The organism is Candidatus Nitrosotenuis aquarius (genome assembly GCF_002787055.1).
In the GTDB taxonomy this organism is placed as follows: domain Archaea; phylum Thermoproteota; class Nitrososphaeria; order Nitrososphaerales; family Nitrosopumilaceae; genus Nitrosotenuis; species Nitrosotenuis aquarius.
Genome location: NZ_CP024808.1, coordinates 1629043 through 1651581 on the forward strand (window position 1 = coordinate 1629043; position 22539 = coordinate 1651581).

General features: G+C 42.2%; 30 protein-coding genes and 1 rRNA gene. 18 read left to right on the forward strand and 13 right to left on the reverse strand.

All coding sequences use genetic code 11. The features are described from left to right. Positions 1-57: 57 nt before the first annotated feature. The 5 genes from NAQ_RS09450 (at position 58) to NAQ_RS09470 (ending at position 2328) form a co-directional block, all read left to right on the forward strand. The gene (locus NAQ_RS09450; protein ID WP_100183286.1) at positions 58-315 is read left to right on the forward strand and encodes a metal-sensitive transcriptional regulator; all 258 of its coding nucleotides are present in this window, start codon (positions 58-60) and stop codon (positions 313-315) included. 365 nt (positions 316-680) lie between these two features. Then, positions 681-1043: a YnfA family protein gene (locus tag NAQ_RS09455; RefSeq protein WP_100183287.1), complete on the forward strand. Its 363-nt coding sequence runs from the start codon at positions 681-683 to the stop codon at positions 1041-1043. Further along, positions 1028-1360, forward strand: a complete 333-nt coding sequence (locus tag NAQ_RS09460; protein ID WP_100183288.1) for a YnfA family protein — start codon at positions 1028-1030, stop codon at positions 1358-1360. Before NAQ_RS09455 ends, NAQ_RS09460 begins: the two co-directional genes overlap by 16 nt. A 288-nt stretch (positions 1361-1648) precedes the next feature. Then, positions 1649-2008, forward strand: coding sequence for a YnfA family protein (locus NAQ_RS09465; RefSeq protein ID WP_100183289.1), 360 nt, complete (start codon positions 1649-1651; stop codon positions 2006-2008). Further along, positions 1996-2328, forward strand: a complete 333-nt coding sequence (locus NAQ_RS09470; RefSeq protein ID WP_100183290.1) for a YnfA family protein — start codon at positions 1996-1998, stop codon at positions 2326-2328. Before NAQ_RS09465 ends, NAQ_RS09470 begins: the two co-directional genes overlap by 13 nt. A gap of 109 nt (positions 2329-2437) precedes the next feature. Here the strand turns inward: NAQ_RS09470 and NAQ_RS09475 are convergent, their stop codons facing one another. Further along, positions 2438-2899, reverse strand: coding sequence for a universal stress protein (locus NAQ_RS09475; protein WP_162858745.1), 462 nt, complete (start codon positions 2897-2899; stop codon positions 2438-2440). On the opposite strand from NAQ_RS09475, the gene NAQ_RS10250 reads away from it, so the two are divergent. Both NAQ_RS10250 and NAQ_RS09480 read left to right on the forward strand, forming a co-directional pair. Then, a complete protein-coding gene (locus tag NAQ_RS10250; RefSeq protein WP_162858746.1) occupies positions 2891-3091 on the forward strand; it encodes a hypothetical protein in 201 nt (66 codons plus the stop codon). The two genes, NAQ_RS09475 and NAQ_RS10250, sit on opposite strands and share 9 nt — an antisense overlap. Positions 3092-3142: 51 nt before the next feature. Beyond that, a complete protein-coding gene (locus tag NAQ_RS09480; RefSeq protein WP_100183292.1) occupies positions 3143-3703 on the forward strand; it encodes a TATA-box-binding protein in 561 nt (186 codons plus the stop codon). On the opposite strand, the gene pyrE is transcribed toward NAQ_RS09480, so the two are convergent. After that, positions 3700-4305 carry an orotate phosphoribosyltransferase gene (gene pyrE / locus NAQ_RS09485; RefSeq protein ID WP_100183293.1) on the reverse strand — a complete coding sequence of 202 codons (606 nt, stop codon included), beginning with the start codon at positions 4303-4305 and terminating at the stop codon, positions 3700-3702. The two genes, NAQ_RS09480 and pyrE, sit on opposite strands and share 4 nt — an antisense overlap. Positions 4306-4355: 50 nt before the next feature. On the opposite strand from pyrE, the gene NAQ_RS09490 reads away from it, so the two are divergent. Beyond that, a complete protein-coding gene (locus NAQ_RS09490; RefSeq protein ID WP_100183551.1) occupies positions 4356-5441 on the forward strand; it encodes a nickel-dependent lactate racemase family protein in 1086 nt (361 codons plus the stop codon). On the opposite strand, the gene NAQ_RS09495 is transcribed toward NAQ_RS09490, so the two are convergent. Next, positions 5427-6509, reverse strand: a complete 1083-nt coding sequence (locus tag NAQ_RS09495; RefSeq protein WP_100183294.1) for a site-2 protease family protein — start codon at positions 6507-6509, stop codon at positions 5427-5429. The two genes, NAQ_RS09490 and NAQ_RS09495, sit on opposite strands and share 15 nt — an antisense overlap. 84 nt (positions 6510-6593) lie before the next feature. Here NAQ_RS09495 and rimI point away from each other — a divergent pair, with 84 nt between their 5' ends. Both rimI and NAQ_RS09505 read left to right on the forward strand, forming a co-directional pair. Beyond that, positions 6594-7094, forward strand: coding sequence for a ribosomal protein S18-alanine N-acetyltransferase (gene rimI, locus NAQ_RS09500; RefSeq protein ID WP_100183295.1), 501 nt, complete (start codon positions 6594-6596; stop codon positions 7092-7094). Positions 7095-7126: 32 nt separating this feature from the next. Next, positions 7127-7348: a transcriptional regulator gene (locus tag NAQ_RS09505; RefSeq protein ID WP_100183296.1), complete on the forward strand. Its 222-nt coding sequence runs from the start codon at positions 7127-7129 to the stop codon at positions 7346-7348. On the opposite strand, the gene NAQ_RS09510 is transcribed toward NAQ_RS09505, so the two are convergent. Beyond that, a complete protein-coding gene (locus NAQ_RS09510) occupies positions 7349-8179 on the reverse strand; it encodes a class I SAM-dependent methyltransferase (protein ID WP_100183552.1) in 831 nt (276 codons plus the stop codon). It lies immediately after the preceding gene. A 5-nt stretch (positions 8180-8184) separates the two neighbouring features. After that, positions 8185-9969, reverse strand: a complete 1785-nt coding sequence (locus tag NAQ_RS09515) for a ribosome biogenesis/translation initiation ATPase RLI (RefSeq protein WP_100183297.1) — start codon at positions 9967-9969, stop codon at positions 8185-8187. Between the two features lie 82 nt (positions 9970-10051). Here NAQ_RS09515 and rrf point away from each other — a divergent pair. Together rrf and NAQ_RS10450 are read left to right on the forward strand one after the other, a co-directional pair. After that, a 5S ribosomal RNA gene (gene rrf / locus NAQ_RS09520) occupies positions 10052-10171 on the forward strand. 40 nt (positions 10172-10211) lie between these two features. Beyond that, on the forward strand, positions 10212-10340 hold the full coding sequence (locus NAQ_RS10450; RefSeq protein WP_256387152.1) for a hypothetical protein: 129 nt from the start codon (positions 10212-10214) through the stop codon (positions 10338-10340). On the opposite strand, the gene NAQ_RS09525 is transcribed toward NAQ_RS10450, so the two are convergent. Next, the gene (locus NAQ_RS09525) at positions 10327-11811 is read right to left on the reverse strand and encodes a leucyl aminopeptidase (RefSeq protein WP_420887483.1); all 1485 of its coding nucleotides are present in this window, start codon (positions 11809-11811) and stop codon (positions 10327-10329) included. The two genes, NAQ_RS10450 and NAQ_RS09525, sit on opposite strands and share 14 nt — an antisense overlap. Positions 11812-11871: 60 nt before the next feature. On the opposite strand from NAQ_RS09525, the gene NAQ_RS10255 reads away from it, so the two are divergent. Continuing rightward, the gene (locus NAQ_RS10255) at positions 11872-12021 is read left to right on the forward strand and encodes a hypothetical protein (RefSeq protein ID WP_162858536.1); all 150 of its coding nucleotides are present in this window, start codon (positions 11872-11874) and stop codon (positions 12019-12021) included. A gap of 1 nt (position 12022) precedes the next feature. Here NAQ_RS10255 and NAQ_RS09530 read toward each other — a convergent pair whose 3' ends face one another. From NAQ_RS09530 to NAQ_RS09540, 3 genes are all read right to left on the reverse strand, one after another. Continuing rightward, positions 12023-12523, reverse strand: coding sequence for a universal stress protein (locus tag NAQ_RS09530; RefSeq protein WP_162858747.1), 501 nt, complete (start codon positions 12521-12523; stop codon positions 12023-12025). Positions 12524-12617: 94 nt separating this feature from the next. Further along, positions 12618-12977: an MscL family protein gene (locus NAQ_RS09535; RefSeq protein ID WP_100183299.1), complete on the reverse strand. Its 360-nt coding sequence runs from the start codon at positions 12975-12977 to the stop codon at positions 12618-12620. A gap of 77 nt (positions 12978-13054) precedes the next feature. Next, positions 13055-13441: a hypothetical protein gene (locus tag NAQ_RS09540; RefSeq protein WP_100183300.1), complete on the reverse strand. Its 387-nt coding sequence runs from the start codon at positions 13439-13441 to the stop codon at positions 13055-13057. Between the two features lie 106 nt (positions 13442-13547). On the opposite strand from NAQ_RS09540, the gene NAQ_RS09545 reads away from it, so the two are divergent. From NAQ_RS09545 to NAQ_RS09560, 4 genes are read left to right on the forward strand one after another with little or no spacing between them, the layout of a single operon-like run. Further along, a complete protein-coding gene (locus NAQ_RS09545; protein ID WP_100183554.1) occupies positions 13548-15215 on the forward strand; it encodes a ribulose-phosphate 3-epimerase in 1668 nt (555 codons plus the stop codon). Continuing rightward, positions 15212-16183 carry a transketolase family protein gene (locus NAQ_RS09550; RefSeq protein WP_245871612.1) on the forward strand — a complete coding sequence of 324 codons (972 nt, stop codon included), beginning with the start codon at positions 15212-15214 and terminating at the stop codon, positions 16181-16183. Before NAQ_RS09545 ends, NAQ_RS09550 begins: the two co-directional genes overlap by 4 nt. Further along, complete coding sequence (gene fsa / locus NAQ_RS09555; RefSeq protein ID WP_100183301.1) at positions 16180-16833, forward strand: fructose-6-phosphate aldolase; 654 nt, start codon at positions 16180-16182, stop codon at positions 16831-16833. Before NAQ_RS09550 ends, fsa begins: the two co-directional genes overlap by 4 nt. 41 nt (positions 16834-16874) lie before the next feature. Then, the gene (locus NAQ_RS09560; protein ID WP_100183302.1) at positions 16875-17126 is read left to right on the forward strand and encodes a hypothetical protein; all 252 of its coding nucleotides are present in this window, start codon (positions 16875-16877) and stop codon (positions 17124-17126) included. Here the strand turns inward: NAQ_RS09560 and NAQ_RS09565 are convergent. Both NAQ_RS09565 and NAQ_RS09570 read right to left on the reverse strand, forming a co-directional pair. After that, complete coding sequence (locus tag NAQ_RS09565; RefSeq protein WP_245871614.1) at positions 17123-17593, reverse strand: ASCH domain-containing protein; 471 nt, start codon at positions 17591-17593, stop codon at positions 17123-17125. The two genes, NAQ_RS09560 and NAQ_RS09565, sit on opposite strands and share 4 nt — an antisense overlap. Then, positions 17594-18994 (reverse strand): MBL fold metallo-hydrolase, encoded by a 1401-nt coding sequence (locus tag NAQ_RS09570; RefSeq protein WP_100183303.1) that lies wholly within the window; start codon positions 18992-18994, stop codon positions 17594-17596. Between the two features lie 41 nt (positions 18995-19035). On the opposite strand from NAQ_RS09570, the gene NAQ_RS09575 reads away from it, so the two are divergent. Continuing rightward, positions 19036-20121 carry a sensor histidine kinase gene (locus NAQ_RS09575; RefSeq protein WP_100183304.1) on the forward strand — a complete coding sequence of 362 codons (1086 nt, stop codon included), beginning with the start codon at positions 19036-19038 and terminating at the stop codon, positions 20119-20121. A 2-nt stretch (positions 20122-20123) separates the two neighbouring features. Here NAQ_RS09575 and NAQ_RS09580 read toward each other — a convergent pair whose 3' ends face one another. Continuing rightward, positions 20124-21689 (reverse strand): vWA domain-containing protein, encoded by a 1566-nt coding sequence (locus NAQ_RS09580; protein WP_100183305.1) that lies wholly within the window; start codon positions 21687-21689, stop codon positions 20124-20126. Beyond that, the gene (locus NAQ_RS09585; protein ID WP_100183306.1) at positions 21689-22489 is read right to left on the reverse strand and encodes an AAA family ATPase; all 801 of its coding nucleotides are present in this window, start codon (positions 22487-22489) and stop codon (positions 21689-21691) included. Before NAQ_RS09585 ends, NAQ_RS09580 begins: the two co-directional genes overlap by 1 nt. Positions 22490-22539 lie beyond the last annotated feature (50 nt).

Here is a 22539-nt window from a genome sequence, read left to right on the forward strand (position 1 = left end):
TTTAATATTGGACGTCTAAACTTATCAGATAAATATAATGAATAAGATGAATGGTATATGACTCATCATAAACTGCCTGAGGTAGAGAAAAGACTGGCCAGAATAGAAGGACATGTCAAGGGGATAAGAAAAATGATAGATGATGGGAAAAGCTATCCTGAAATCGTACAACAGATAACAGCAGTTCGTGCAGCACTCGATGGTGCAATTGGTGTCATAATAGAGGATTTGGTCGAAGGCATTAATCAAGCCCCGCACGGAAAACGAAGACAAGCTACTACAGAACTAAAAGACGCAGTTTCAAAGATACTTTGATGATTTTTGCCGAACTTGGCAAAATTATAATCCGAAATAATTGAGAATCACACTAAATTCATAACCACTAGAAGAAAAGCTTGGAATCATACTTGGCATCTCTGCTGCCATATTTGTATTTGAGATCGTTGGCGGAATCCCTAAGCAACAGCCTTGCCTTAATCTCAGACTCTTGCATGTTTTGTTGGATTTTAGTGCAATTGGCTTGGCATAGTAAGACTCTTTCAGAAATTAGTTAAATGATTTATCGCGTATCAGAGGTAAACGAGGCAGATCTGGTAATTCTACAATCTATTTTCTAATATTATACAAGACGAATTCACCAAAGTAAATGATTAAAACAATCGTTTGGTTGTCAATTCCAAATGAATCAAAAAGATGTATTTTCATCAATTCTTCTTTTCTTTATTGCTGGACTGTGTGAGATTGGAGGCGGATATCTGGTATGGCTATGGCTTCGAGATAACCTTGCTTGGTGGGTCGGAGTGATTGGAGGCTTTGTGTTATTTCTTTACGGTGTTGTCCCGACTTTGCAAAAATCGCATTTTCATAGAATCTATGCAGCGTATGGGGGAGTCTTCATCGTGATGTCGGTTATGTGGGGATGGTTGATTGATGGCACACAACCAGATAACTATGATGTGATCGGCGCTATCATTGCAATAATTGGCGTTTTGATCATTTACTATTATCCAAGAAAAGGTGGAAAGGTTTGGTCGAAGTCATAGTAACAACACTTGCTGTTTTCTTTTTTGCGGCATTGCTAGAAATTGGAGGCGGATATCTTGTGTGGAAGTGGCTGCGTGAGCACAAGGGTAAGATATTTGGATTGATTGGTGGATTAGTACTCTTTGTATATGGTGTAGTGCCTACATTACAGCCAGCCGAGTTTGGACGAGTGTATGCAACGTATGGCGGAATATTTGTTGTCATGTCAATAATTTGGGGATACTGGATTGACAAGAAAAAGCCGGATAGATTTGAAATTATTGGCTCGGTAATTGTGTTGATTGGAGTGGCAGTAATGTTTTACTTTCCACGGTGATATATGCTTCATAAAAAATGAGGTAGGTGTATTCTAAGCCCACCGATGGCTTTCTACCGTTTCTGGTTTCCATCTATTACGTATTGGCGCAAACCTTTGGGCCCACCTTCGGTTTCACAACTCTGAGAGGATCGAAGCCTTTTTTCAAAAATCAATGACATGATTCCATGTGTATTGATGGAAGATGAAACACGGACTGGTGATTTTACAATTTATTTTCCAAGTATCGGCACAAGATTAATCCACCAAAGGTAATGATTAAAACGATCATCTGGTTGTCAATTCCAAATGAATCAAAAAGACATACTTTCATCAATTTTTCTTTTCTTTGTTGCCGGACTGTGTGAGATTGGAGGCGGGTATCTGGTATGGTTGTGGTTACGAGATGACTTTGCCTGGTGGGTTGGAGCAGTCGGGGGCTTTGTGTTATTCCTTTACGGTGTTGTCCCAACTTTTCAAAAGTCTCATTTTCATAGAATCTACGCAGCATATGGGGGAGTCTTTATCGTGATGTCTGTTATGTGGGGGTGGCTGATTGATGGCACACAACCGGATAATTATGATGTGATTGGCACGATAATTGCAGTAATTGGCGTTTTGATCATATACTATTATCCAAGAAAAGGAGAAAAGATTTGGTCGAAATAATAGTAACGACATTAGCTGTTTTCTTCTTTGCTGCCTTGCTGGAAATAGGCGGTGGTTATCTTGTATGGAAATGGTTGCGTGAACACAAGGGCAAGATATTTGGGTTAGTTGGAGGTTTGATTCTCTTTGCATATGGAATAGTTCCAACACTGCAACCGGCCGAGTTTGGACGAGTGTATGCAACATATGGCGGAATATTTGTTGTCATGTCAATAATTTGGGGATACTGGGTGGACAAGAAAAAGCCGGATAGATTTGAGATTATTGGCTCGGTAATTGTGTTGATAGGAGTGGCAGTAATATTTTACTTTCCACGATGATGTACACCATAAAAAATGTGGTAGGTGTATTGTAAGCCCACCGATGGCTTTCTGCCTGTTTTTAGTATATCTTCAATAAGCTGAGAATTGTGGAATCCTTTGGGCCCACTTATTTTACCAATACTACTGGACACGCCGCATTAAGAGCCACATTGGTAGAGACCCTGCCTAGCATCATCTCCTTTACCATTCCTTTACCATGTGTTCCCATTACGATATAGTCCACCTTGTTCATGCTGGCAAATGAGATCAATGATTCCCCAATTGTGTTTGATTCTAAAATTCTACAAGTAAGATGAATTTGGAATTTGGTGGCTTGGACTTCCAATAATTTGAAGATTCTTCGAAGTTCTGCGTTTCGACTAGCTGCAAGTGCTTTTTGCCTGCTTGGCGTGCCGTTAATCCACTCTGTGTTTTGGTCTTCATCAGTTATGGATATAACCGTGATTGCAGCCCCGTATTTTTTTGCCAAATCCAGTGCATGGCCAAATGCGCGAATCGCATGCTTTGAGTTATCAAATGGCACCATAATGTGGCGAATCAGGGTATTTGCAATACCGCAATGCTCCAAGTCATTGCATACGATCTGGGTGTGATCCATCCATTATGGTACCAATACGGCTCTAAAATCAACGAGTTTGTCCACATTGAAAAGTCATGCGCAAGGGGGACAATCAATAAAAGAAGTCCCGATAACATAGAACTTGGCCGCAATGAAGAATCAGAGTTATATCTGAAAAATGATGTGAAGGCATTTGACTGAGCTGCCAATTCATTTGAGTATAAATACGGCTGACTTGCAAAAAGTCTGAAGATGCCGCAAACAAAACCCATAGTATCAATAGAAAACGTAGTGGCCTCTGCCACAATAGAGCAAAGGCTGGATCTGACAGAAATCACAAAAAAATTTCCAGACACAGAATGGAACCCAGAACAGTTCCCGGGACTAGTCTTTAGAATAAAGAGCCCGAAGACTGCAACTCTGATTTTCTCATCAGGCAAAATGGTCTGCACCGGAGGAAAATCAGAAGAGATGGCAGTCAAAGCTGTAAACTCTGTTGTAGCCCAGCTAAAAAAAGGCGGAATCAAAATAAAAAACAATGCAGTAGTAACTGTACAGAATATTGTTGCATCTGGAAATCTTGGCGGAAAAATTCACCTAGAGCAGGCTGCTCGAGTTTTACCTAGGAGCATGTACGAGCCAGAGCAATTCCCTGGATTGATCCACAGGATGCTTGACCCAAAAACAGTGGTACTCTTGTTTGCATCTGGAAAGCTAGTATGCACCGGCGCAAAAAAGGAATCCGACGTTTACCGCTCGGTAAATAACCTGCACAACACCCTAGAAGACAAAAAGCTAATGATCTACGACTAGGACTGGACCTGTCTTTTTACCTTGTCCAAAACAGAATCATCGATCAGCTTTTGCTCGTGCAAAATTTTAGCAACCTGCATTATATCCAAAATTTGATGTAATGTGACTCCTTCCTGCAACAAATTCTTCTCAGCTCCTTCCAGTCTGTTTACAATAACATAGGCATCTGTAATCTTGGCGCCTGCCTTTTTGAGTTCCTTGATTCCATTTATGACCGAGCCGCCAGTAGTTGCAACATCATCCACCAGAAGAATTCTGTCGCCAGACTTTACAATACCTTCTACTAGTTTGCCAGTCCCATAGTCCTTTGCCTGAGACCTGACATAGACTAGAGGCTTTACCAGCTCGTACGCCAGTGAAGACGATATTACTAGGCCGCCCGTAGGCACAGATGCAACAGAATCAACATTGTCAAAGCCAATTTGCTCTGATATTAGGCTCTGCAAGTGCTTTATCATGCGCCGAAATTGGTGAGGATAGCTAGGAACTAGTCTTAAATCTACATAGTAGGAGCTTTTCTTGCCACTTGCCAGGGTATAGTCACCAAACTTGATTATGCCATTTTGGTGCAAAAACGTTGCAAACTCTTTTACAAACTCCATACCAAAATTTACTAAACTGGATTTATTTTGCTTTGTTTTGTGGGGGTATTGTGCCCGAAATCTGGTTAAACTATGGAGCCACAGATGTTGTCCTTGATATAAAGGCAGAAAACCTAGACCAAAAAATCGAGCTCGACTCTCCAGTACTGGATGACGCCCAAATATCTGAACGACTTGACGCACTAGACATAACAAAACCGATTACACTAGTTGCACTGAGTTACACTCCGGCAATCCAAAAAACATTATCTATAATATTTGAGAAATGCACACAAAAGTCAGCCCCCAGACCCAAAGTGTTTGCCGACAAGCAAATTATGAACTTGGTCCGCTCAAGCCTTCCGCCGGAAAGCCAAGTTCTGGCGTTTGAGGGAATTGAAAACGTTGATTCCAGTTTGGTCTTTGTGGGGGAAATGGAGTTTGACGGCTTGTTCGGCTTTGATACTGTATCTACTAAACTATTGCGAAAATTTGGCAAGGACCAGATGCTGTCCGCATATGAGAAAAGGCAAGGCAACCTGCCAAATTCAGGAAAAGAAACACAACCAATGGAAGTTGCCAAGTCCTTTGCAGGAACATTTGATATTTCTGCAATAGAAATTGTAGCACACAACAAGGGGATTGCTGATCTTGCAGTAGGCCATCCCTCCAATACAAATACCATATCAAAAACAATGGCAACATTTGTCAAGTCAATAGAAAAACACCGAACACTTCTAATCAGCACAGGCAAAGACGCAAGCAACGACACACTTGGCAGGTCCCTAGGCTCGCTTTGGAACTGTTATACCGCGATTCGCGATGAGGGACTAGCAATTTTGCTTGGCGAATGCAGGGCAGGAATCGGCTCTGAGGCAATACGACAGTACATTGAGGGCAGGATGAGCATAGAGAGGCTGCAAAAGCCAGCAAAATACGTGGACGGCATGGAGGACTTGCTGTACCTATCGGAGATTCAAAAAAAGATCCAAATAGGAATTGTATCTGTTTTGCCAGAATTTTACATCAAAAAGCTAAACATGAAATTGTTTGATGGCGTCAAAGAAACTCTGGAATATGTCCTAAAACATCAGGGCGCAAGACAAAAAGTATCAATTGTCCCAGATGGGGCAAGAATCCTTCTAGGGCCAAATTGAAAACGGCAGAGGAGCGCACAATACGGCCAAGACCACCACTATGATGTAGAGCAGTTTTCTGTTCTTGGATAGCGGCGAGACGTCATCCAGTGGACGTACACTCATGTTTCTCATGCTGAATATCAAAATGAATATTGCCATCATTTCATATCGAAGCAAAAACAAAACTCCCACACTTGCATATGTTGCAATTTTGTGGATTTTTTGGCCAAACATTGCGTGAGCCATGTGACCACCATCAAGCTGCCACGCCGGAAGCAAATTCAAAAACGTGATCAAAAACCCAATCCATGCAGCAAACATCACAGGTGACATTAACACCTCGACGTCGGATCCTGCTTTTCCAAATGCACCAAGAGCTATCTGCATGAAAATGCTGTCGTCAAGCTTCCGCAAACCGTCCGCTCCTTCGGAAATGCTGGGATCCAAAATCGGCGAAGTATATGCTCCATAAAATGACACCAACACAGCGATGACTAGGCCCGCAATGGGGCCTGCAATTGCAATATCAAAAATGATGTTGCGATTTACCATCAAGCCGCGGGATTGGATTACTGCGCCAAATGTCGGCACTAGGCCAAACACGGGAATTCCTGGTATAAAGTACGGCCAAGTCGTGCGTATTTTGTGCCATCTTGCCGCGACTAGGTGTCCCGCCTCGTGCACACCAAGTATGCCAATCAGGGATATCGTGTATAATACTGCAAAGTCAAGCGGGTCTCCGATGTAAGTCAGACTGTTTGCGCCCAGCGTCTTGTAGTATCCATCAATCATGGCAAATGCCACGACAACACCAAACAGAATTCTTTGTAGCCAGGCGCGTGAAAGGAATTTTTTCTTTTTGGCCTCTGGGGGAAGCCTGTTTACCTGAATTACTATTTTGTTGTCATGTTTTTGCACAAAGCAGACAATTCCTATTTTTTCCAGTCTTTGCGCAAGGCCGACAAACTTTTCCAAGTCGTAATCTGATATTTCAAACTCCATTTTCTCAAGTGTTACAGATATTCCTTTTATGGAAAACACTGATGATACAATGGCAATTACGTCTTCCTGCGTAGGCTCGCTCATTGTGTATCAAAGTATAATCTGGGCATTAATTGATTTGTATAATTCTACTTTAACGTTAAATATCGATTATTCCAGAATAGTACAATGCAGATAATCAACCACCAGACCGGTGATTACATAATCCGACACTGCGAGCCGGGAGACCTAATTCCTGTAATGGAGATAAACCTCAAGACACTGCCAGAGCATTATTCGGATTATTTCTATGAAAGTCTGCTAGCAGAACTACCGGAAGCGTTCCTTGTTGCAGAACACCAAGGCAAGCTAGTAGGATACATCATGTGCAAGACAGAATATGGATTTTCAAATTTCAAAAAGCTAGGCTTTGTCAAAAAGGGTCATGTGGTCTCTGTTGCAGTACTAGAAGAATACAGAAAGCAGGGATTGGGCAAGGCGATCATAGAAGAATGCATCCAGGGAATCAAGTCAAAGCGATGCGACGAGCTATACCTGGAGGTCAGATGTAGCAACGGCGACGCAGTCCGATTGTACGAAAAAATTGGATTTGTCATAAAGCAGAGACTCAAGGCATACTATAGGGATGGCGAGGATGCCTTTTTGATGGCCATCGAATTTACATATTAGATTCATATACTTACAATCAAGTGTTTAGCTAAATGACTAGGCGCAAGATGACTGGGATTTTGATCTTTTGTTCCTGCATAAGTGGGTTTTTTGTCTATGCGTATTTGCTGATGCTTTCCGAGTGGAGCCCAATTGTACTGCAGCTGTCGGTACTGATGATTGCAGGCGGAATCCTTGGTGTGATATCCTGGATTGGTTACATGATGGCAACTACAAAGCCATCACCATCTTCTATTTTACCTGATGACAAGTAGCTATTTTGTAATTTTGGCATCCACTACTGTTTGGTAGTATCGAGGACCTACTGCCCGCACCATTCTCCCGCCAATTATTTCGGCCTTTACTGGCACTACTTGCAAAAAGTGCTGCTTTGACAGTTCCGCAGAGTTTTGGCGCCTGTCCGCATGCTGGTGTGAGTAATAGTGGATTACTCCGCCTGACTTTGTTGCAAGAACGGCAGAATCCAAAAATTCATCGGATCTTTCGGGAAGCAACATCAGGGTTCTGTCCCCCCTGTCACAGAGCTGTTCCCTTACTACTTGGGCCGCATCGCCGTTAATGGATATTATTTTGCCCTTGAGCTTTTTGTTCAGCTTGACACTTTCCTCGCATAGCTTGGCAGCATGCGGGTTTAGGTCGATATTGTACACTGTGCAGTTTTTGGTCTTGGCGGCAACTATGGAGAACATACCCACTCCGCCAAACATGTTGATTAGGACCTCACCATCTTGGACCAAATCTGCTATTCTCTTTCTTTCTGTTGATAGTCTTGGCGAGAAAAACGCCTTTTCGACGTCCACTTTGAATCTGCATCCATGTTCTTTGTATTCCGTCTCGGTTTTGTCTTCTCCTGCAATTACCTCTAGCTTTCTTGTCCTAAAGTCGCCTGAGACATCTGAGCTCTGGTAAAAAACAGAGCGTGCAGGATGCACCGCATCCAACAATGTCTGGCCGATTATTTTTTTCTTTGATAGTAGGGAATCTGGAATCCTGACTACTATAATATCACCGATTTGATCAAATGCAGAATACAGCTCGGATGCCTCTGTTGGATTTAACACTCCCTCCAGTGCTTTTTTTAGCATTCGAGTCAATGCTTGTAGTAAAAGTGACCAGAGTCTTTTTGCTGCTTGTCCAGCCTGCTTCCTGCCTTGTTTACTCGTGGTCGTAGCGTTTGCTCGTCCCGCCTAAATGTAATGTCTAAGGAATTGAGGAATCTATTCATTGCATCTGCTTTACTCATTGGTGTTGTTCCGTGGCCGGACTTGCCAGACTCTCCTTCAAAGATTACCATGGTATCAGAAATCAAGTCCATTAGCTGAATGTCATGGTCTATTATGATGGCCGATTTTGCAAAAGATCTTACGAATCTCTGGATGAATTTGGCAATTGCAATTCTGTCTTCGACATCCAAAAATGCCGACGGTTCATCTAGTGCGTAGACATCTGCTTTTTTGAGAAGGCATGTGGCAACTGCCACCTTTTGCAATTCTCCTCCGGACAGGTTCTTGATTGATTTGTTGTATAGTTTTTTGATTTTTAGTGGATCCACGATTTGCTCTTCTTCTATACTTCCAAATATTGGGCCGCCATTTGCCTTGTCCAGTACGGATAACACCTCGACATCATAGTCATTTGGAATGTATTGCGGCTTGTACGATATTGTGATTGCCTTATCAACTGTGCCTTCGTCAGGCTTTTCGACTCCTGCAATCATCTTCATCATGGTTGTTTTTCCAAGGGCATTTGCGCCCATTATTCCCATTACCTCGCCTCGCCTTACTTGGCCTGGTTCAACAGACACGGAAAACGCAGGATAGTTTCGCTTTAGTGCAGGATATTTGATTAGAACTTCGCCTTTCTCAAAGTCTTCTGCAGACGTGGAAACATCAAAGCTGAATTTCTTGTCACGGAACCGGACGTTTTCGTTTGGCAGGTACCCGTCCAAAAATACATTGATTCCCACTTTTGTTGACAAAATTCCAGACACTATACCATATGCGGACGGCTCGCCATACAAAATTTCAATATAATCCGACAAAAAGTCAAGCAGCGTCAAGTCGTGTTCTACCACCATTACTGATTTTCCAATGTTTGCCAAGCTGTGTATTACCCGGGCGACTCCTCTTCTCTGAAATACGTCATTGTAAGAGGATGGCTCGTCAAAAAAGTAAAAGTCAGCTTCCCTTGATGCAGCTGCTGCAACAGAAATTCTTTGTAGTTCTCCACCAGATAATTCCTTTACATGGTGTTCTAGTGAATTTTGCAGGCCAAGCTCCTTGACCAAATCTCCTGTGACCCCTCTCTGATCATATTTGTCCAGCAACTCTTTTCCTGTACCGTCAAAGACTTGGGAAATGTTGTAGACTTGTTGTGGTTTTATTGCCGCTCTTATCTCTTGGTTTTTTATTTTCTCAAAGTGCTCCTTTAGCTCGGTTCCTGCAAATCTCTTTAGTATTTGGTCCCATTCCGGCGGGGAGTCATAATTGCCAAGGTTTGGCTTGAGGTTGCCAGACAAAATGGAAACGACAGTACTTTTTCCCATGCCGTTTCTGCCCAATAATCCTACGACTTCGCCTTTTTTTGGCGTAGGTAATTTGTATAGTCGAAATGAGTTTTTGCCATATTGGTGAATCTTGTCCACTCCTAGTTCTGTTGCCAGATTTACTATTGTGATTGCCTCAAACGGGCATACTTTGACGCAAATCCCGCACCCATTGCAAATATCCTCGTCAATTTGCGCCTTTTTTATCTCCTCATTTAGTATGATACAGTCTGCGCCAGACTTGTTGACGGGACAGTACTTGATGCACTCTAGGCCGCATTTTTTTGGCTGGCACAACTCCTTGTCTAGTACCGCTACTCGGTGCGTCATGGTGTATTCTCTGATCTGGTCAATTTATACCTCATTCGGGACTAGTCGTAATCTTAATACAGAACAATTAGACCAAGACATTCAAGCCGGCCACAGCGTTAGGGCGCGACCCAGTCTCTTTCCGAACCTGGAAGTCAAACCTAATGTCGCCACTGTGTTACTAAGGTGCGAGAGCCCTTGGGAAGTAGTGGTGCTGGCATTTTTTAATCAAATTCTTATACTATACATTTTGTATCATATCAATGCCAATCTGTTCAGTTTGCGGTGCACAGCTAGAAAACGACATTAGATTCATGAACCACATGATGGAAAAGCACAACTTTAGAAATCCGACTGGCGGAACCCCGGATAGAAATTCTAGGGGCTACTAAGATAATCCAGCATCAGTCGCACGCCAAATCCAGTTGCACCTTTTGGGTTGTATGATTTTTCCTTGGCACCTGTCTGTACCCACGCAGTTCCTGCAATGTCAAAGTGAGCCCAAGGCGTGTTTCCAACTGCGTTTGCCAAAAATGCGGCTGCAGTTATTGTTCCGGCAACCCTGCCAGGACCTGTGTTTCTGATATCTGCATAGTCGGACTTTATCATGTCCATGTAATCGTCATTGATTGGAAGCTGCCAGACCTGCTCTCCAGTGTTCTGAGACGATTTTGCAATTTTGTCTGCGATTTTTTTGTTGTTGCTTACTAGGCCTGCGACATTTGCGCCCAGTGCCACAATGCATGCGCCTGTAAGTGTTGCAAAGTCGATTATCTCCTTTGGCTTGTAGGTCTTGATGCCATAGGACAGTGCATCAAATAGGATCAGGCGCCCCTCTGCGTCGGTGTTTAGTATTTCTGCCGTTTTTCCATCGTATAGTTTTATTATGTCACCGGGTCGATATGACTCCCCGCCAGGCATGTTCTCAACTGATGGCACAATTCCAACCAGATTTACAGGAAGCTTTAGCTCCGATGCGGCCTTGATTATTCCAAGTACTGTGCATCCACCACACTTGTCAAACTTCATCTCGTCCATCTTGTCTGCAGGTTTTATCGAAATTCCGCCGGTGTCAAACGTGACTGCTTTTCCTACCAGTATGGTAGGTTTGACGTCTTTTTTGCCGTTGTATTCTAGTATGATGAGTTTTGGTTCGTTTTTGCTTCCCTGACCTACTGCCGTAATTCCACCAAATCCCTTCTGCTTTAGTTCTGCCTTTGATAGTACGGTGCACTTTAGCTTGTTCTTTGATGACAGTGATTTTGCAAAACCTGCCAGTTGTGCAGGATTGCACTCGTTTGGAGGAAGATTTGCAATTTCTCTAGCATAGATGACGCCTTCGGATGCAATATTTGCCCTTGATGCTATTTGTGATGCCTTTGCATCAGATGATATTATTGTGAGATTTGGAATTTTTTTCTTTTCTTTTTTGTACTTGTCAAATGAATACAGCGCAAGTCTAGAGCCTTCCACTATTGCCTCAATTGTTCCCTTGGAGCTAACTGGCAGCCCGCCTGGAATGACTATTGTGTATTCGTCTAGGCCTATCTCGCTTGCCTTTTTTGCAATTTTGCCAGACGTAGACCTCAGCGATTCATGGGTGATTTTGTGCCTAGGGCCAAGGCCAGCAATTAGAATTCTCTGCGCAGGAATCATGTCATGTGTGTGAATAATTGAGATTGCTCCCAGTTTTGCCTTGGTTTCCTTGACTGCATTTTTTGTTGAGTCGACCAGTTTTTGATCTAGTTTTGGAAATCCTAGCGGCAGATCTGATTTTTCTGTGACAAAATAGCAAAGCGATTTTGTTTTTTTCTTGGCAGGATCAGTGTTTTCTGCTTTTACAAACACAAGTCTGCCTCGCATTTTTTGTCTCTATTAAGATTTGGGCTTATTGATAAATAGTGGATTTGTATCAACAAATCCATGTCAAGTACAAAATGCATATCCTGCGGAAAGAGCTTCTTTTCTCCTCTAGGACACAACAAATGCAATACCTGCTCCAAAAAAGACGGAGATTCTGGCATGGATCAGATGGGCCATGGTTCTTGTGGCTGCGGTGGACATCACCACTAAATTATTTTCTTTTAACAAATATCACTGGGCATTTTGCCTTTTGAACTATGTCAAACGTTACGCTGCCAAGCATGTATCGAACAGATCCTTCACGGCCTCGCGTACCCATAACAATTAGGTCTACCTTTCTGTGAGAGGAAAATGACAGGATTGTGTCTGCAACGTTTTGCGAAAAGACTAGTTCTGGCTTTACTTCGACGCCAAACTTTTTTGAGGTGTTTTGCAGCTCTTGCAGCATGGAGTTTATTGCCTTTAGCTTTTCCTTTTCGATTATTTTTTGATGACCAGACATTTCAATAAACGAGCTTGACAAAATCCCGCTGTGGATTATTGTGATTAGGGACATTCTGGCATTGTATTTTTTTGCCAAGTCCAGCGCAAACTCGAATGCCTCAAAGGCAATCTGACTTTCATCAAATGGCACTAAAATATGCTTGATTAGCGAGGGGGATACTTCTTTGCAGTAATCAATTGTAGGGCATACTATCTGCGTGTCGTGCAACACAGGTAATCTGCAAGATGTCTGCTCTTATCTTGTTGTTTGTTCGTTTTTGATACAAAGCACGACCTTTGCGAAAATGGACTGCGGACATGTCTTATCCCTTTGTCTTGTCTTCAACAAGCTTGAATCTGGACAGCTGCTTGTACAACACAAACACAATGATTGCAATTATCAAAAAGTCAATGACGTTTGCAATAAAGTCACCATACTTGAATTCCGAAGTAACACCCGTAAGCTGATTTGTTACAGAATATTGTAGTGTCTTTAGATCACCCGAAGGAAGCGCAAGGCCAATAATTGGATTTATCAAATCCGTGACTAGCGCAGTGACAAGCTTTGATGATGCCGCACCTATTACAAACGCAATTGCAAGGCCAATAATTCCAAATGTCTTGAGAAAATGTACGAACTCTCCTACGAAGCCCTTCTTTTCTTCCGCTGGTTTGTCTGACACAATTGTTCTGGCCTTGAAGTACTATATGGAAAACGCTGGGTGAACAGAATAGATCTTTTGGTGAAATTATATGACTTTCATACGGAGTTGATTGGTATTTTTTTGCTGTTTGTGATGAGGCTAGCAGAGCGCACAAAGACGGCCTTGGCATTTTTACACTCCATGTTACATGCGTTGTTGTCTTCAAACTTTTGATTGCCAATTCCCCTGAATCGTATTATGCTACAAATCAGAGGAATCAGTGCAGCCCGTCCCCCATACGCAGTTTTTCCATCTACAAACCAAAACATCTCCAGAGCACTAGAGTCAAGGATTTCTTTGCGTAATCTTTCTCCAAGTTCGGTATAGTGGCCTACAAGCAAGAGTTTTCCTCTTGCAAAAAAGTTGACTGCCTTTGCGAATTTGGTGCAAAGATAACACTGGTTGTCGTAAATTACAAGTGGAGTTATTTTGCTCAGATCCACAATACCATAACGCTAGATCGAGATTAAAGCATTGAGCAGAAAATAGCTTTTTATTTAATCTGGAAGCAGCCTCAAAACATGACTTTGCCAGTTATGCTTGATTGAAATGGGCCTCAATTACTATACAATAAAAAAAAATGTTAGAAGAGCACGCAAACTTGTAATTCGCGCCACATCGACTGCCGGTTCTGGCCATCCCGGAGGCTCTTTTTCCATGGCAGAAATCATGGGCTGCATATTTTTCAAATATCTAAGATATGATCCAAAAAACCCATCTTGGCAAGACCGAGACAAGCTTGTCCTGTCCAAGGGCCATGCCTCACCTGGATTGTTCTCAAACATGGCGCTTGCCGGCTATTTTGATATATCAGAATTAGACACGCTGCGAAAATTTGGAAGCAGACTGCAAGGCCATCCTGATCTCAAGTGCCCAGGAGTAGAGTTTTGCGGTGGCTCACTAGGAATTGGACTGTCATTTTCAATTGGCGCAGCGCTTGCGGCAAGAATTGACGGAAAACCAACAAGAATCTTTACTGTAATGGGTGATGGAGAAACAGACGAAGGCCAAGTCTGGGAGGCAGCTATGGCTGGAGCAAAATACAAAGTCGACAATCTAACTGCAATATTAGATAGAAATTTCATACAACAAGACTCGTACACGGAAAAAATCATGCCGCTAGATGAGGAACTTGTGGGCGATGACCTATCTGAAATGTGGAAGGATGCAAGCAGATGGAAGACTGGCGACAAGTGGCGATCGTTTGGTTGGAATGTGCTGGAAATCGACGGCCACAGAATAGAACAACTAGACCATGCAATCAACAAGGCGACTCAAACCAAGGGCGCACCATCAATAATCATTGCAAGAACCATAAAAGGAAAAGGAGTGGAGCACATGGAAGACAACCCCAAGTGGCACGGCCAGGCTCCAAAAAAGGAATTTGTCCCAATCATTGACATGGAAATTGACTCCCAGTCCATGATTGCACCATCTATCATAGCTGGCGATATGACCAATCTTGAAAACGAGGTAAAGCGTTGTGTGAATGGAAGGGCTGATTACATTCACCTAGATGTGATGGATGGGCTGTTTGTTCCAAACAAGACATTTGATCACAACAAAATCAGGGAACTGCGACCGCTAACTGTCATACCTTTTGACACTCATCTGATGATAAACGAGCCAGTCAAATACGTCAAAGACTATATCGATGCCGGCTCTGATATCATAACTGTTCATGCCGAAGTTTGCGATGCGTCAAGCTTTGGCCAAATACATGACACACTAAAGGCAAATCAAGTAGGCGTAGGCCTTGCAATAAACCCGGACACAGAAGCGCCGGAATGGGCACTACCGTTCATCCCAAAGCTGGACCAAATCATAGTGATGTCTGTGGTTCCTGGAAAGTCTGGCCAAAAATACATCGAGGCAACACATGAAAAAATGCGACGATTAAACCAAATTCTAAGCCATCACAACTTTGATGGATACATCGAAGCCGACGGCGGCGTCACGCTGGATAACATTGGGGCATGTTTTGCAGATGGCGCGCGTGCATTTGTTGGGGGAAGCGCAATAATTGGACAGCAGGATGTCCGTGGAGTAATTCGAGAGTTTAGAAACAAAATTGCCTATGCAAGGCGCAAGATGCTCATCCAAAAAGCGTTTGAGCTTGGAGGCAAGGAACTAGTCGCAAAATGGATAGACCTGCATGTGATTGGAGAGAAAAAGAACCAGCTTAACACCATAGCAAAGGAGCTTGGCTATACATGATTGGCGACATGACTGATATGCGCACAGCATATGGCAAAGCCCTAGTGGAGATTGGAGAGCAAAACCAAGATGTCGTGGTTTTGGGCGCAGACACTACCGATTCCCTAAAGACAGCAGACTTTGGCAAAAAATTCCCAAACAGGTTCTTTAATGTTGGAATAGCAGAGGCAAATCTTGTTTCAGTCTCTGCAGGTCTTGCACTTTCCGGAAAAATTCCATTTGCAAGCACATATGCGATCTTTCTGCCAGGCAGATGTGTCGACCAAATCCGAAACGCAATAGCGTATCCTTCTCCTGGAGACAAAAAAGGCCTAAACGTAAAGCTGGTGGTATCACACGGCGGAATCTCTGTCGGGGCAGACGGTGGCTCTCACCAACAAATAGAAGACTATGCGATAATGCGCTCTATGCCAAACATGACAGTACTTGTGCCGGCAGACACAATAGCCGTATCAAAGCTTACCTGGATAATTTCACAAAGGTATGGCCCGCACTATATGCGACTGACCAGATCTGCATCTCCAGTTGTACACCAAGATTCGCAGGAATTTGAGGTAGGAAAGGGAATTGTAATGAGGGAAGGCTCTGATTGTACTTTGGCTGCGTGCGGCCTTACAGTAAAGATGGCACTGGATGCAGCAGAATCTCTAAAGCAAGAAGGAATTTCTTGCAAAGTAATTGACATGTTTTCAATAAAGCCAATTGATTCTGAATTACTGGAAAAGTCTGCTAGGGAAACTGGCTGTATTGTGACGTGCGAAGAGCACAACATCATGGGAGGATTTGGCTCGGCAGTATCTGAAATCGTATCTGAGTTGTATCCAGTACCAATCAAACGAATCGGCGTCAATGACAAGTTTGGCGAGTCTGCGCGTGATGCGGAAATTCCACTGCTTTTGGAAAAGCACGGCATAACATCAATTAATATAGCAAAAGCAGTCAAAGACACATTGGGTAAGAAAAAATGAAAATCTTTCTTGACACTGCCAACCTACAATCAATAAAACAATACAATGACATGGGGTTGCTTGATGGCATTACTACTAATCCATCCTTGTTGGCAAAAGAAGGCGGCGATCCGCAAAAAGCAATGGAAGAGATTACCAAAATAATCAAAGGTGATGTGAGTCTTGAGGTTGTTGCAACCGATTATGCAGGAATGATGGATGAAGGCCACAAACTCAAAAAGTATGGTGAAAACGTTGTCATCAAAGTTCCAATGACTGCAGACGGCCTCAGGGCCTGCAAAAGCTTCACAGCAGAGGGCATACCTGTCAATGTCACGCTGGTGTTTTCACCAAACCAAGCGATTTTGGCTGCAAAGGCAGGCGCAAAATATGTCAGCCCCTTTATTGGAAGACTGGATGATGTAGGCCAAGACGGAATGGCACTCATTGCAGAAATAAAACAAATTTTCTCAAATTACAATTTCAAAACACAAATTCTTGTTGCCAGCGTAAGGCATCCAATGCACGTAGTGGAGGCAGCAAAGATCGGAGCAGACGTAGTAACGTTGCCTCCAGACGTTCTGGGCAAAATGCTCAAGCACCCGTTGACTGATAACGGACTCAAAGCATTTTTGGCAGACTGGGACAAGTTGCAACAAGGTCAGAAATAATCTCACAATTCCTTAAAAACCACTTCAAACAGTACTGTATCATGGATGATGAGGCACGAAATTTCCAAATTATGGAGATAGCCGAACTTTTAGCCAAAGACAACATCTCAATTCACGAACAAGATCAGAAAAAGCTGCAAAAATACTATGATTTTGCACAAAAAGAATTCCATTTGAATGGCGATGATTCTGTACAGTTAGTCAACGAGACGTTTTTGTACCTGACACTAAAGAACGCCAAGGATGTCGATCCGCTACAGGATGGCGACAAGTTTGGTGCTGGATTTAGCTAGTGGTGATTAATCCACTGAGTGCGGTATTCCTCATCAAAGATTTCTGATGTAATGTCATTTTCCTTGGCAACTGAGCTCTGCAGCTCTATATCAAAAAACCCAAGTTGTCCCTTTGCAGGAATCGGAATCTTGAATTCTTTGGTGCTTTTTAGGAAAAAACCGAATGTTTTTTCTGTAAAATAATCGTCTGGGGCAAAATGATGTTTTTTGTCAGACGCAAATTCCTTTTTGGTCTGGTACTTTTTTGTATCAAAAATGGTAGCCTTGCCAATTATTGCTCCTGTGACTAGGGAGCGGTGATCGATTCCAAGCCTTTTACAATCGTCTAGTTTAATTTTGGATGGAGAATGAACCAGAAATTCTCCGCGATAATTTGTATTCCAGTGTCGAAGCTCGATTGTTTTTTTACCCTTGATGATAAGCTCGGCAAATGGCTGTGATATAGAAAGACACTTGAAGGTGCTCAATTACATTCTGATGCTGCATCTGTTTGGACCCATCTCCAAGTCTGGAATTTGTTCTGGTGCTATTGGGATGACGCCCTTGTTAATCTTGATTATCATGGAATAGTTCATTGGCCTAGGAGTTGTAATGCTTACTACTTTGGATACAAACTCGGCTTGGCCCAAGTCTAGCAATGGCAACCTTTTGGCGTTTTGTACTGTGGTGTAGAATATTCCGTCTTTGGTTGGATTTACTCCTTCCCCATGATGGGTTGGAAATATCTTGGTGTCGTCTCCGAATTTTAGTATCTTGTTGTGTAATGTGTCGTAGAGTTTTGCTGCAAATTCTTCTGCTTGATCTCTCAGATCCGGCCTTCCAATTCCTTCCACAAATAAAATGTCGCCAGAAAACACATACTTGTCATCTAGGATAAATGACATTCCACCAGGCGTGTGTCCCGGCGTATGTATTGCTCTGAGCTGCTTTGCGCCAAATTGGATTGTGCTTCCGTCTTCGATTTTCTCGCTTTCAATTTTGTATTCTTCTAGCTTGCTGAGGTATAGTTTTGCGCCAGTCATCTGTGCCAAATCTTTTGCGGCGGAAACATGATCTGCATGCTGGTGTGTGTCAATTACCTTGGTGATTTTGAGTCCTTCCTTTTGTGCAAATTCAATGTATCTTTTTGCTGGATATGTGGGATCAATTACAACTGCCTCTTCATCTGAGCCAATAATGTGAGATAAACAACCTTTGCCGATTTTTTCTACTTGGATAATGGTGACGTTGTTTTCCCTTAGGGTAGTCGCACCAAGCACTTGGTTCCACAAAGACATGCCGCCAACAAGAGATGTTGATTCCAATCCATTTTGTGCCAGTGCAAATGTTGCAACCATGGAACGATTCCCATGCGAGCAAATAGTGACAATTTTTTTGTCTTTTGGCAGTTGTGCTTGTGAGTCTGGCGTGAATAATTGCGATAGTGGAATATTTACTGCTCCAGGAATTTTAAATTCGGCAAACTCTTGCGGTTCTCTTACATCTAGCAAAAACACATTACTGTCTTGTTTTATGGATTCCCATAGATTGTCTCCACTAATTGTAGTGTCTTGCGTGCTCTTTACAAGCTCGCCACTCCATGACTTGATCCCATCTTTTAGATAATGGGCATCAAAGCCAAAGCGAGCCATCATGGTGGCATTTTGTTTTGCCTCAGTACCGTCATCGTCGATTAATATGATTTTCATGTTTGGTGGAATCTTTGACATTATGACTTGTTTTTGCTGCATTGAATTGCATACTGCGTTTGCCGCGCCGGAAATGTGGCCATTCATGTAATTTTCTTTTGCGCGAATATCTAGGATCAGGGCATTGGATTTGTTTTGTAAAACCTGAGTCAATTCTTCAGGGGTTATCTCTATGTTCATTTAATTCCGTCTAAATTGGAGCCAAATTTAGAATTTTTGCTATGATTTTACAACTGATCTGGAAGGGGAGCTCATCTGTTTTGAACACATTATTCGATATTAAATCAATACGAGCCTCATCAATATTGGCCAGATTTATCAACAAAAAAGATCCGTCGGAAAACCCTGCAAACAATGGCAGAATGATATTCTTCTCAAAGGCTCCAGGGCAAGGAACAGAAGCAGAAATTGAACAGATTGGAGGGTCTTCTAATGCAACCGAGTTTGAAAAAGCAACATCTGGTTCTGGCGGTTCTGGAACTTCAAAACCTTACGCCGAAGATCGATACAATACAATTAACAGCATAATAGAGGAGGAAAAAAAGGAACTGCAAAAAATTCAAGAACTAATTAGAAAACGCTCAGAAACTCTGGACCTGGCAAAAAAGCAACTCCGAGAAAAACAAAACATCCTTCAGACTCATCTGGATAAAAGATCAAACAAGTTTACCGTGGTTGGAGAAATGTCCTCCAAAATGGTTCATGACATAAAAAATCCATTAACTGTGATCAAAGCTCAAGTCGACTTGCTAAAGCTGCGCTATTCAAAGGAAGAAGACTCTACACTGCTTAACTCACTTGGCAGAATGGAGCAGGCAGTCAATGGAATCACAAATCACATAAACGATATTCTAAATTTTATACGAGAAACACCATCTACATTTGAAAGCAATAGCATCCTGAAGATTCTAAATGAATCAGTAGTATATGCAAACAAGCCAGACAATGTCTCAATTAATCTGCCTACAAACGATGTTATGGTATCCTGTGATGCAACAAAACTACAACGAGTATTTACAAACATAATTGTAAATTCCATTCAGGCATTGGAAAAAGGAGGTACAATAACAATTCAAATCTCAGAGCAAGACAACAATGCAGTAATTCAGATAAGTGATTCCGGTCCTGGAATTCCATCTGATGTTTTGCCAAAAATCTTTGAGCCGTTATTTACCACCAAAAAGGAAGGAACTGGATTGGGATTACCCACCTGCAAGAAAATAATTGAAGAAGAACATTCCGGTTCTATTACAGTCAGAAATGATCCTACTACATTTACCATAACCATGCCAAAATCACAACAATAATTCTAGCTAGTCTGTAGTACAGCCAGGACCCTATTTGGTATGTCTTTTAGTCTTGATACTGCAAGTGTTTTTTCATATCCCAAATACTTGAGATTGTTTGCAATTGTAGTGGCACTAAATGTGTCGTGGCCAACACCTATTGCAACCATCCTAATCCCAAGTGTTTTTAGCGATTTTACCATGGCTCTTACTGCGTCAGGATCCGATGGTTCACCATCTGATAGCGTCAGAAATATGTCTGGTTTTTTGGATTTTAGCGTGGGAAACATCTTTTGATATACGTCTGCCAGGGGGGTTCCACCGTTTGCCTCAATTTGAGCCAGTCTTTTGGCGCAAGCATTGTTCCACTTGATGTCTTCTGGCTTGACCATCCAGCATACAACCTGTTTCTGGGTAGTGTTAAAGGCAAAGACTGAGAATTTTATCTTCAAAAATGATAATACCTCACATAGTGCAAGTGTTGCCTTTTTGTATTCTGTTTGTTGCTCTGTTATGCTAGACGAATGATCAAGTAGAACCATTATTTTGGATTTGATTGATTTTTTGACATCAACTACAAATGGCTTGTATCCCTCTACATAGGACTCTGCATCAAATTCATCGCCCGCAAAGACCTGTTGCTCTTTCCAGCTAGTCTTCCATTCTTTGAATTTGGTTTTAAGATTGCTAATTAGATCTTGGTCATAGATTCGGGTTTCATCTACGTTTGTAGATCCGGGGATCTGAATTCCAATAGATTCGCTGCCAAGGCCCTTGTTTTCATTTTTCTTATTTTCTTCTTTAATTACCTTGAATTCTTCAGCAACGGATTTTCCAGATATTATGTTGTCTTTGTCAATTTTACCAAAATCGTTTTCCTTGTTTTGAATTATTTTTTGCAATGCCTTTTCAAAGTCTTGGGGCGTGATCATCAGGCCGGGTCCTTTCCATGGAACGGCCAGTGGGACGGTCGTTAGCGCATCGATGTTTAGAATGCTTAGGATTTCCGGAATCTTTTTTTCTAGCCATTCAGTGTCGTATTTTTTTTCTATTGCCTCTGAAATGATTTCCTTTGCTTTTATTGTGGCAAGCGCGACTCTATCTGCGAAGCTTGGCTGGAGTTCGCCTTTGATGTCGCCAAGCAAGAATTTTTGGAAAAATGCCTCCACTATTCTTGATTTTCCCAAAATGTTTCCAAGCTGAGGTCTGTACAGCCACAAGTATGTATAGTAAAAGATGAGCTCTTCATCCATTCCCCGCCAGGTTTTTCTTCCAAGCAGCTCAATGCGCCTAGTTTCCAGAGTGTTTAGAATAAAGCCAAATGCGTGGTCATTAGATAGGATCTTTTTGCAAAATCTTACTCGCATTGCTTCATACCATATTGCTACACGGAATTGCCTGTACTTGTCAAAGTCTGTTCCGGTATAGCGTTCAGGGGAAACAAGACTGATCTTGTTTTCCTTTAGCTTGGTGATCGTCTCTTTTTTGTCTGAAAACTCAACCGTTATCTTTTCTTTTTCGGACCATCTTCTTGCCAAAAACGTGGCAATTTCCACCAAAGTGTCGTTTCGTAGTTGTAATGATTGCATTATCTACCAAACATGGATGTAATGATATCGCTTACCTTTTGATATTCAACATTTCCCCACTGGGAATACACATTTGCAAATACAATGTCAGCTGCTTTTTTTGCATCAAGGCCAGAATCTAAGAGTTTTGCAAAGGCAATTGTCTCTCTAAGGCTGGGAGAATAATACAATTCTTCTACTGCAGCTGCCTGTCTTAGTGTGTTTGCAAGCTTTATTCCTTGTGTTAGTGCATCGTCATGGTTTCCAGAAGCATATTTTTTGACGATTTGAAATTCAGTTTCTTCTGGAGGATAGTCAAGTCTGATTCTAACTGGGAATCTGCTTAGTAATTGTGGTGGAAGCTCTTTAGTTCCGACATGTGTTAGTGGATTTATTGTTGCAATGACAAACCATTTTTGATTTGCGTTTATGGTCTCGCCTGTCGATTCCTTGAGGACAATCTGCCTTCTGTCATCTAGTGCCTCATCTAGTCGAAGCAAAACATCTGCTTCTGCAGCATTTAGCTCATCAAGATACAGGATGCTTCCCTCCTTCATTGATTTTATCAGGATCCCTTCATCAAATCCTATTGTTCCTTCGTTGAGGGTTTTTGTCCCAATGAGGTGACTCTCACGAGTTCGAAGACTAAAGTTGATTGATTCTAGTTTTGAATTCTTTCTGTTTGTGAACTCGCGAACCAAAGTTGTCTTGCCTGTTCCCTTTGGTCCTATTATTAGTGCAAACAAGCCCGCATCATAGGCCTTGCCCAAAACATCTAGAGAGTTATTCCAGTCTAGATATGTCGATGTTGTCTGTAACATAATCTCTGAGTGTCTGTACTTTATTTAAAATAATTAGTTGTTGTCTGGCA

What these genes read in the sequence shown, in the direction of transcription:
- NAQ_RS09495 (WP_100183294.1), bottom strand. Translation starts at nt 6,509, where the DNA reads ATGAGCGAGCCTACGCAGGAAGACGTAATTGCCATTGTATCATCAGTG.
- NAQ_RS09515 (WP_100183297.1), bottom strand. Translation starts at nt 9,969, where the DNA reads ATGACGCACCGAGTAGCGGTACTAGACAAGGAGTTGTGCCAGCCAAAA.
- NAQ_RS09505 (WP_100183296.1), top strand. Translation starts at nt 7,127, where the DNA reads ATGACTAGGCGCAAGATGACTGGGATTTTGATCTTTTGTTCCTGCATA.
- NAQ_RS09585 (WP_100183306.1), bottom strand. Translation starts at nt 22,489, where the DNA reads ATGTTACAGACAACATCGACATATCTAGACTGGAATAACTCTCTAGAT.
- NAQ_RS09510 (WP_100183552.1), bottom strand. Translation starts at nt 8,179, where the DNA reads ATGCTAAAAAAAGCACTGGAGGGAGTGTTAAATCCAACAGAGGCATCC.
- NAQ_RS09560 (WP_100183302.1), top strand. Translation starts at nt 16,875, where the DNA reads ATGGATGATGAGGCACGAAATTTCCAAATTATGGAGATAGCCGAACTT.
- fsa (WP_100183301.1), top strand. Translation starts at nt 16,180, where the DNA reads ATGAAAATCTTTCTTGACACTGCCAACCTACAATCAATAAAACAATAC.
- NAQ_RS10255 (WP_162858536.1), top strand. Translation starts at nt 11,872, where the DNA reads ATGTCAAGTACAAAATGCATATCCTGCGGAAAGAGCTTCTTTTCTCCT.
- NAQ_RS09580 (WP_100183305.1), bottom strand. Translation starts at nt 21,689, where the DNA reads ATGCAATCATTACAACTACGAAACGACACTTTGGTGGAAATTGCCACG.
- NAQ_RS09545 (WP_100183554.1), top strand. Translation starts at nt 13,548, where the DNA reads ATGGGCCTCAATTACTATACAATAAAAAAAAATGTTAGAAGAGCACGC.
- NAQ_RS09480 (WP_100183292.1), top strand. Translation starts at nt 3,143, where the DNA reads ATGCCGCAAACAAAACCCATAGTATCAATAGAAAACGTAGTGGCCTCT.
- pyrE (WP_100183293.1), bottom strand. Translation starts at nt 4,305, where the DNA reads ATGGAGTTTGTAAAAGAGTTTGCAACGTTTTTGCACCAAAATGGCATA.
- NAQ_RS09525 (WP_420887483.1), bottom strand. Translation starts at nt 11,811, where the DNA reads ATGCGAGGCAGACTTGTGTTTGTAAAAGCAGAAAACACTGATCCTGCC.
- NAQ_RS09550 (WP_245871612.1), top strand. Translation starts at nt 15,212, where the DNA reads ATGATTGGCGACATGACTGATATGCGCACAGCATATGGCAAAGCCCTA.
- NAQ_RS10450 (WP_256387152.1), top strand. Translation starts at nt 10,212, where the DNA reads ATGCCAATCTGTTCAGTTTGCGGTGCACAGCTAGAAAACGACATTAGA.
- rimI (WP_100183295.1), top strand. Translation starts at nt 6,594, where the DNA reads ATGCAGATAATCAACCACCAGACCGGTGATTACATAATCCGACACTGC.
- NAQ_RS09455 (WP_100183287.1), top strand. Translation starts at nt 681, where the DNA reads ATGAATCAAAAAGATGTATTTTCATCAATTCTTCTTTTCTTTATTGCT.
- NAQ_RS10250 (WP_162858746.1), top strand. Translation starts at nt 2,891, where the DNA reads ATGCTCCAAGTCATTGCATACGATCTGGGTGTGATCCATCCATTATGG.
- NAQ_RS09570 (WP_100183303.1), bottom strand. Translation starts at nt 18,994, where the DNA reads ATGAACATAGAGATAACCCCTGAAGAATTGACTCAGGTTTTACAAAAC.
- NAQ_RS09465 (WP_100183289.1), top strand. Translation starts at nt 1,649, where the DNA reads ATGAATCAAAAAGACATACTTTCATCAATTTTTCTTTTCTTTGTTGCC.
- NAQ_RS09575 (WP_100183304.1), top strand. Translation starts at nt 19,036, where the DNA reads ATGATTTTACAACTGATCTGGAAGGGGAGCTCATCTGTTTTGAACACA.
- NAQ_RS09450 (WP_100183286.1), top strand. Translation starts at nt 58, where the DNA reads ATGACTCATCATAAACTGCCTGAGGTAGAGAAAAGACTGGCCAGAATA.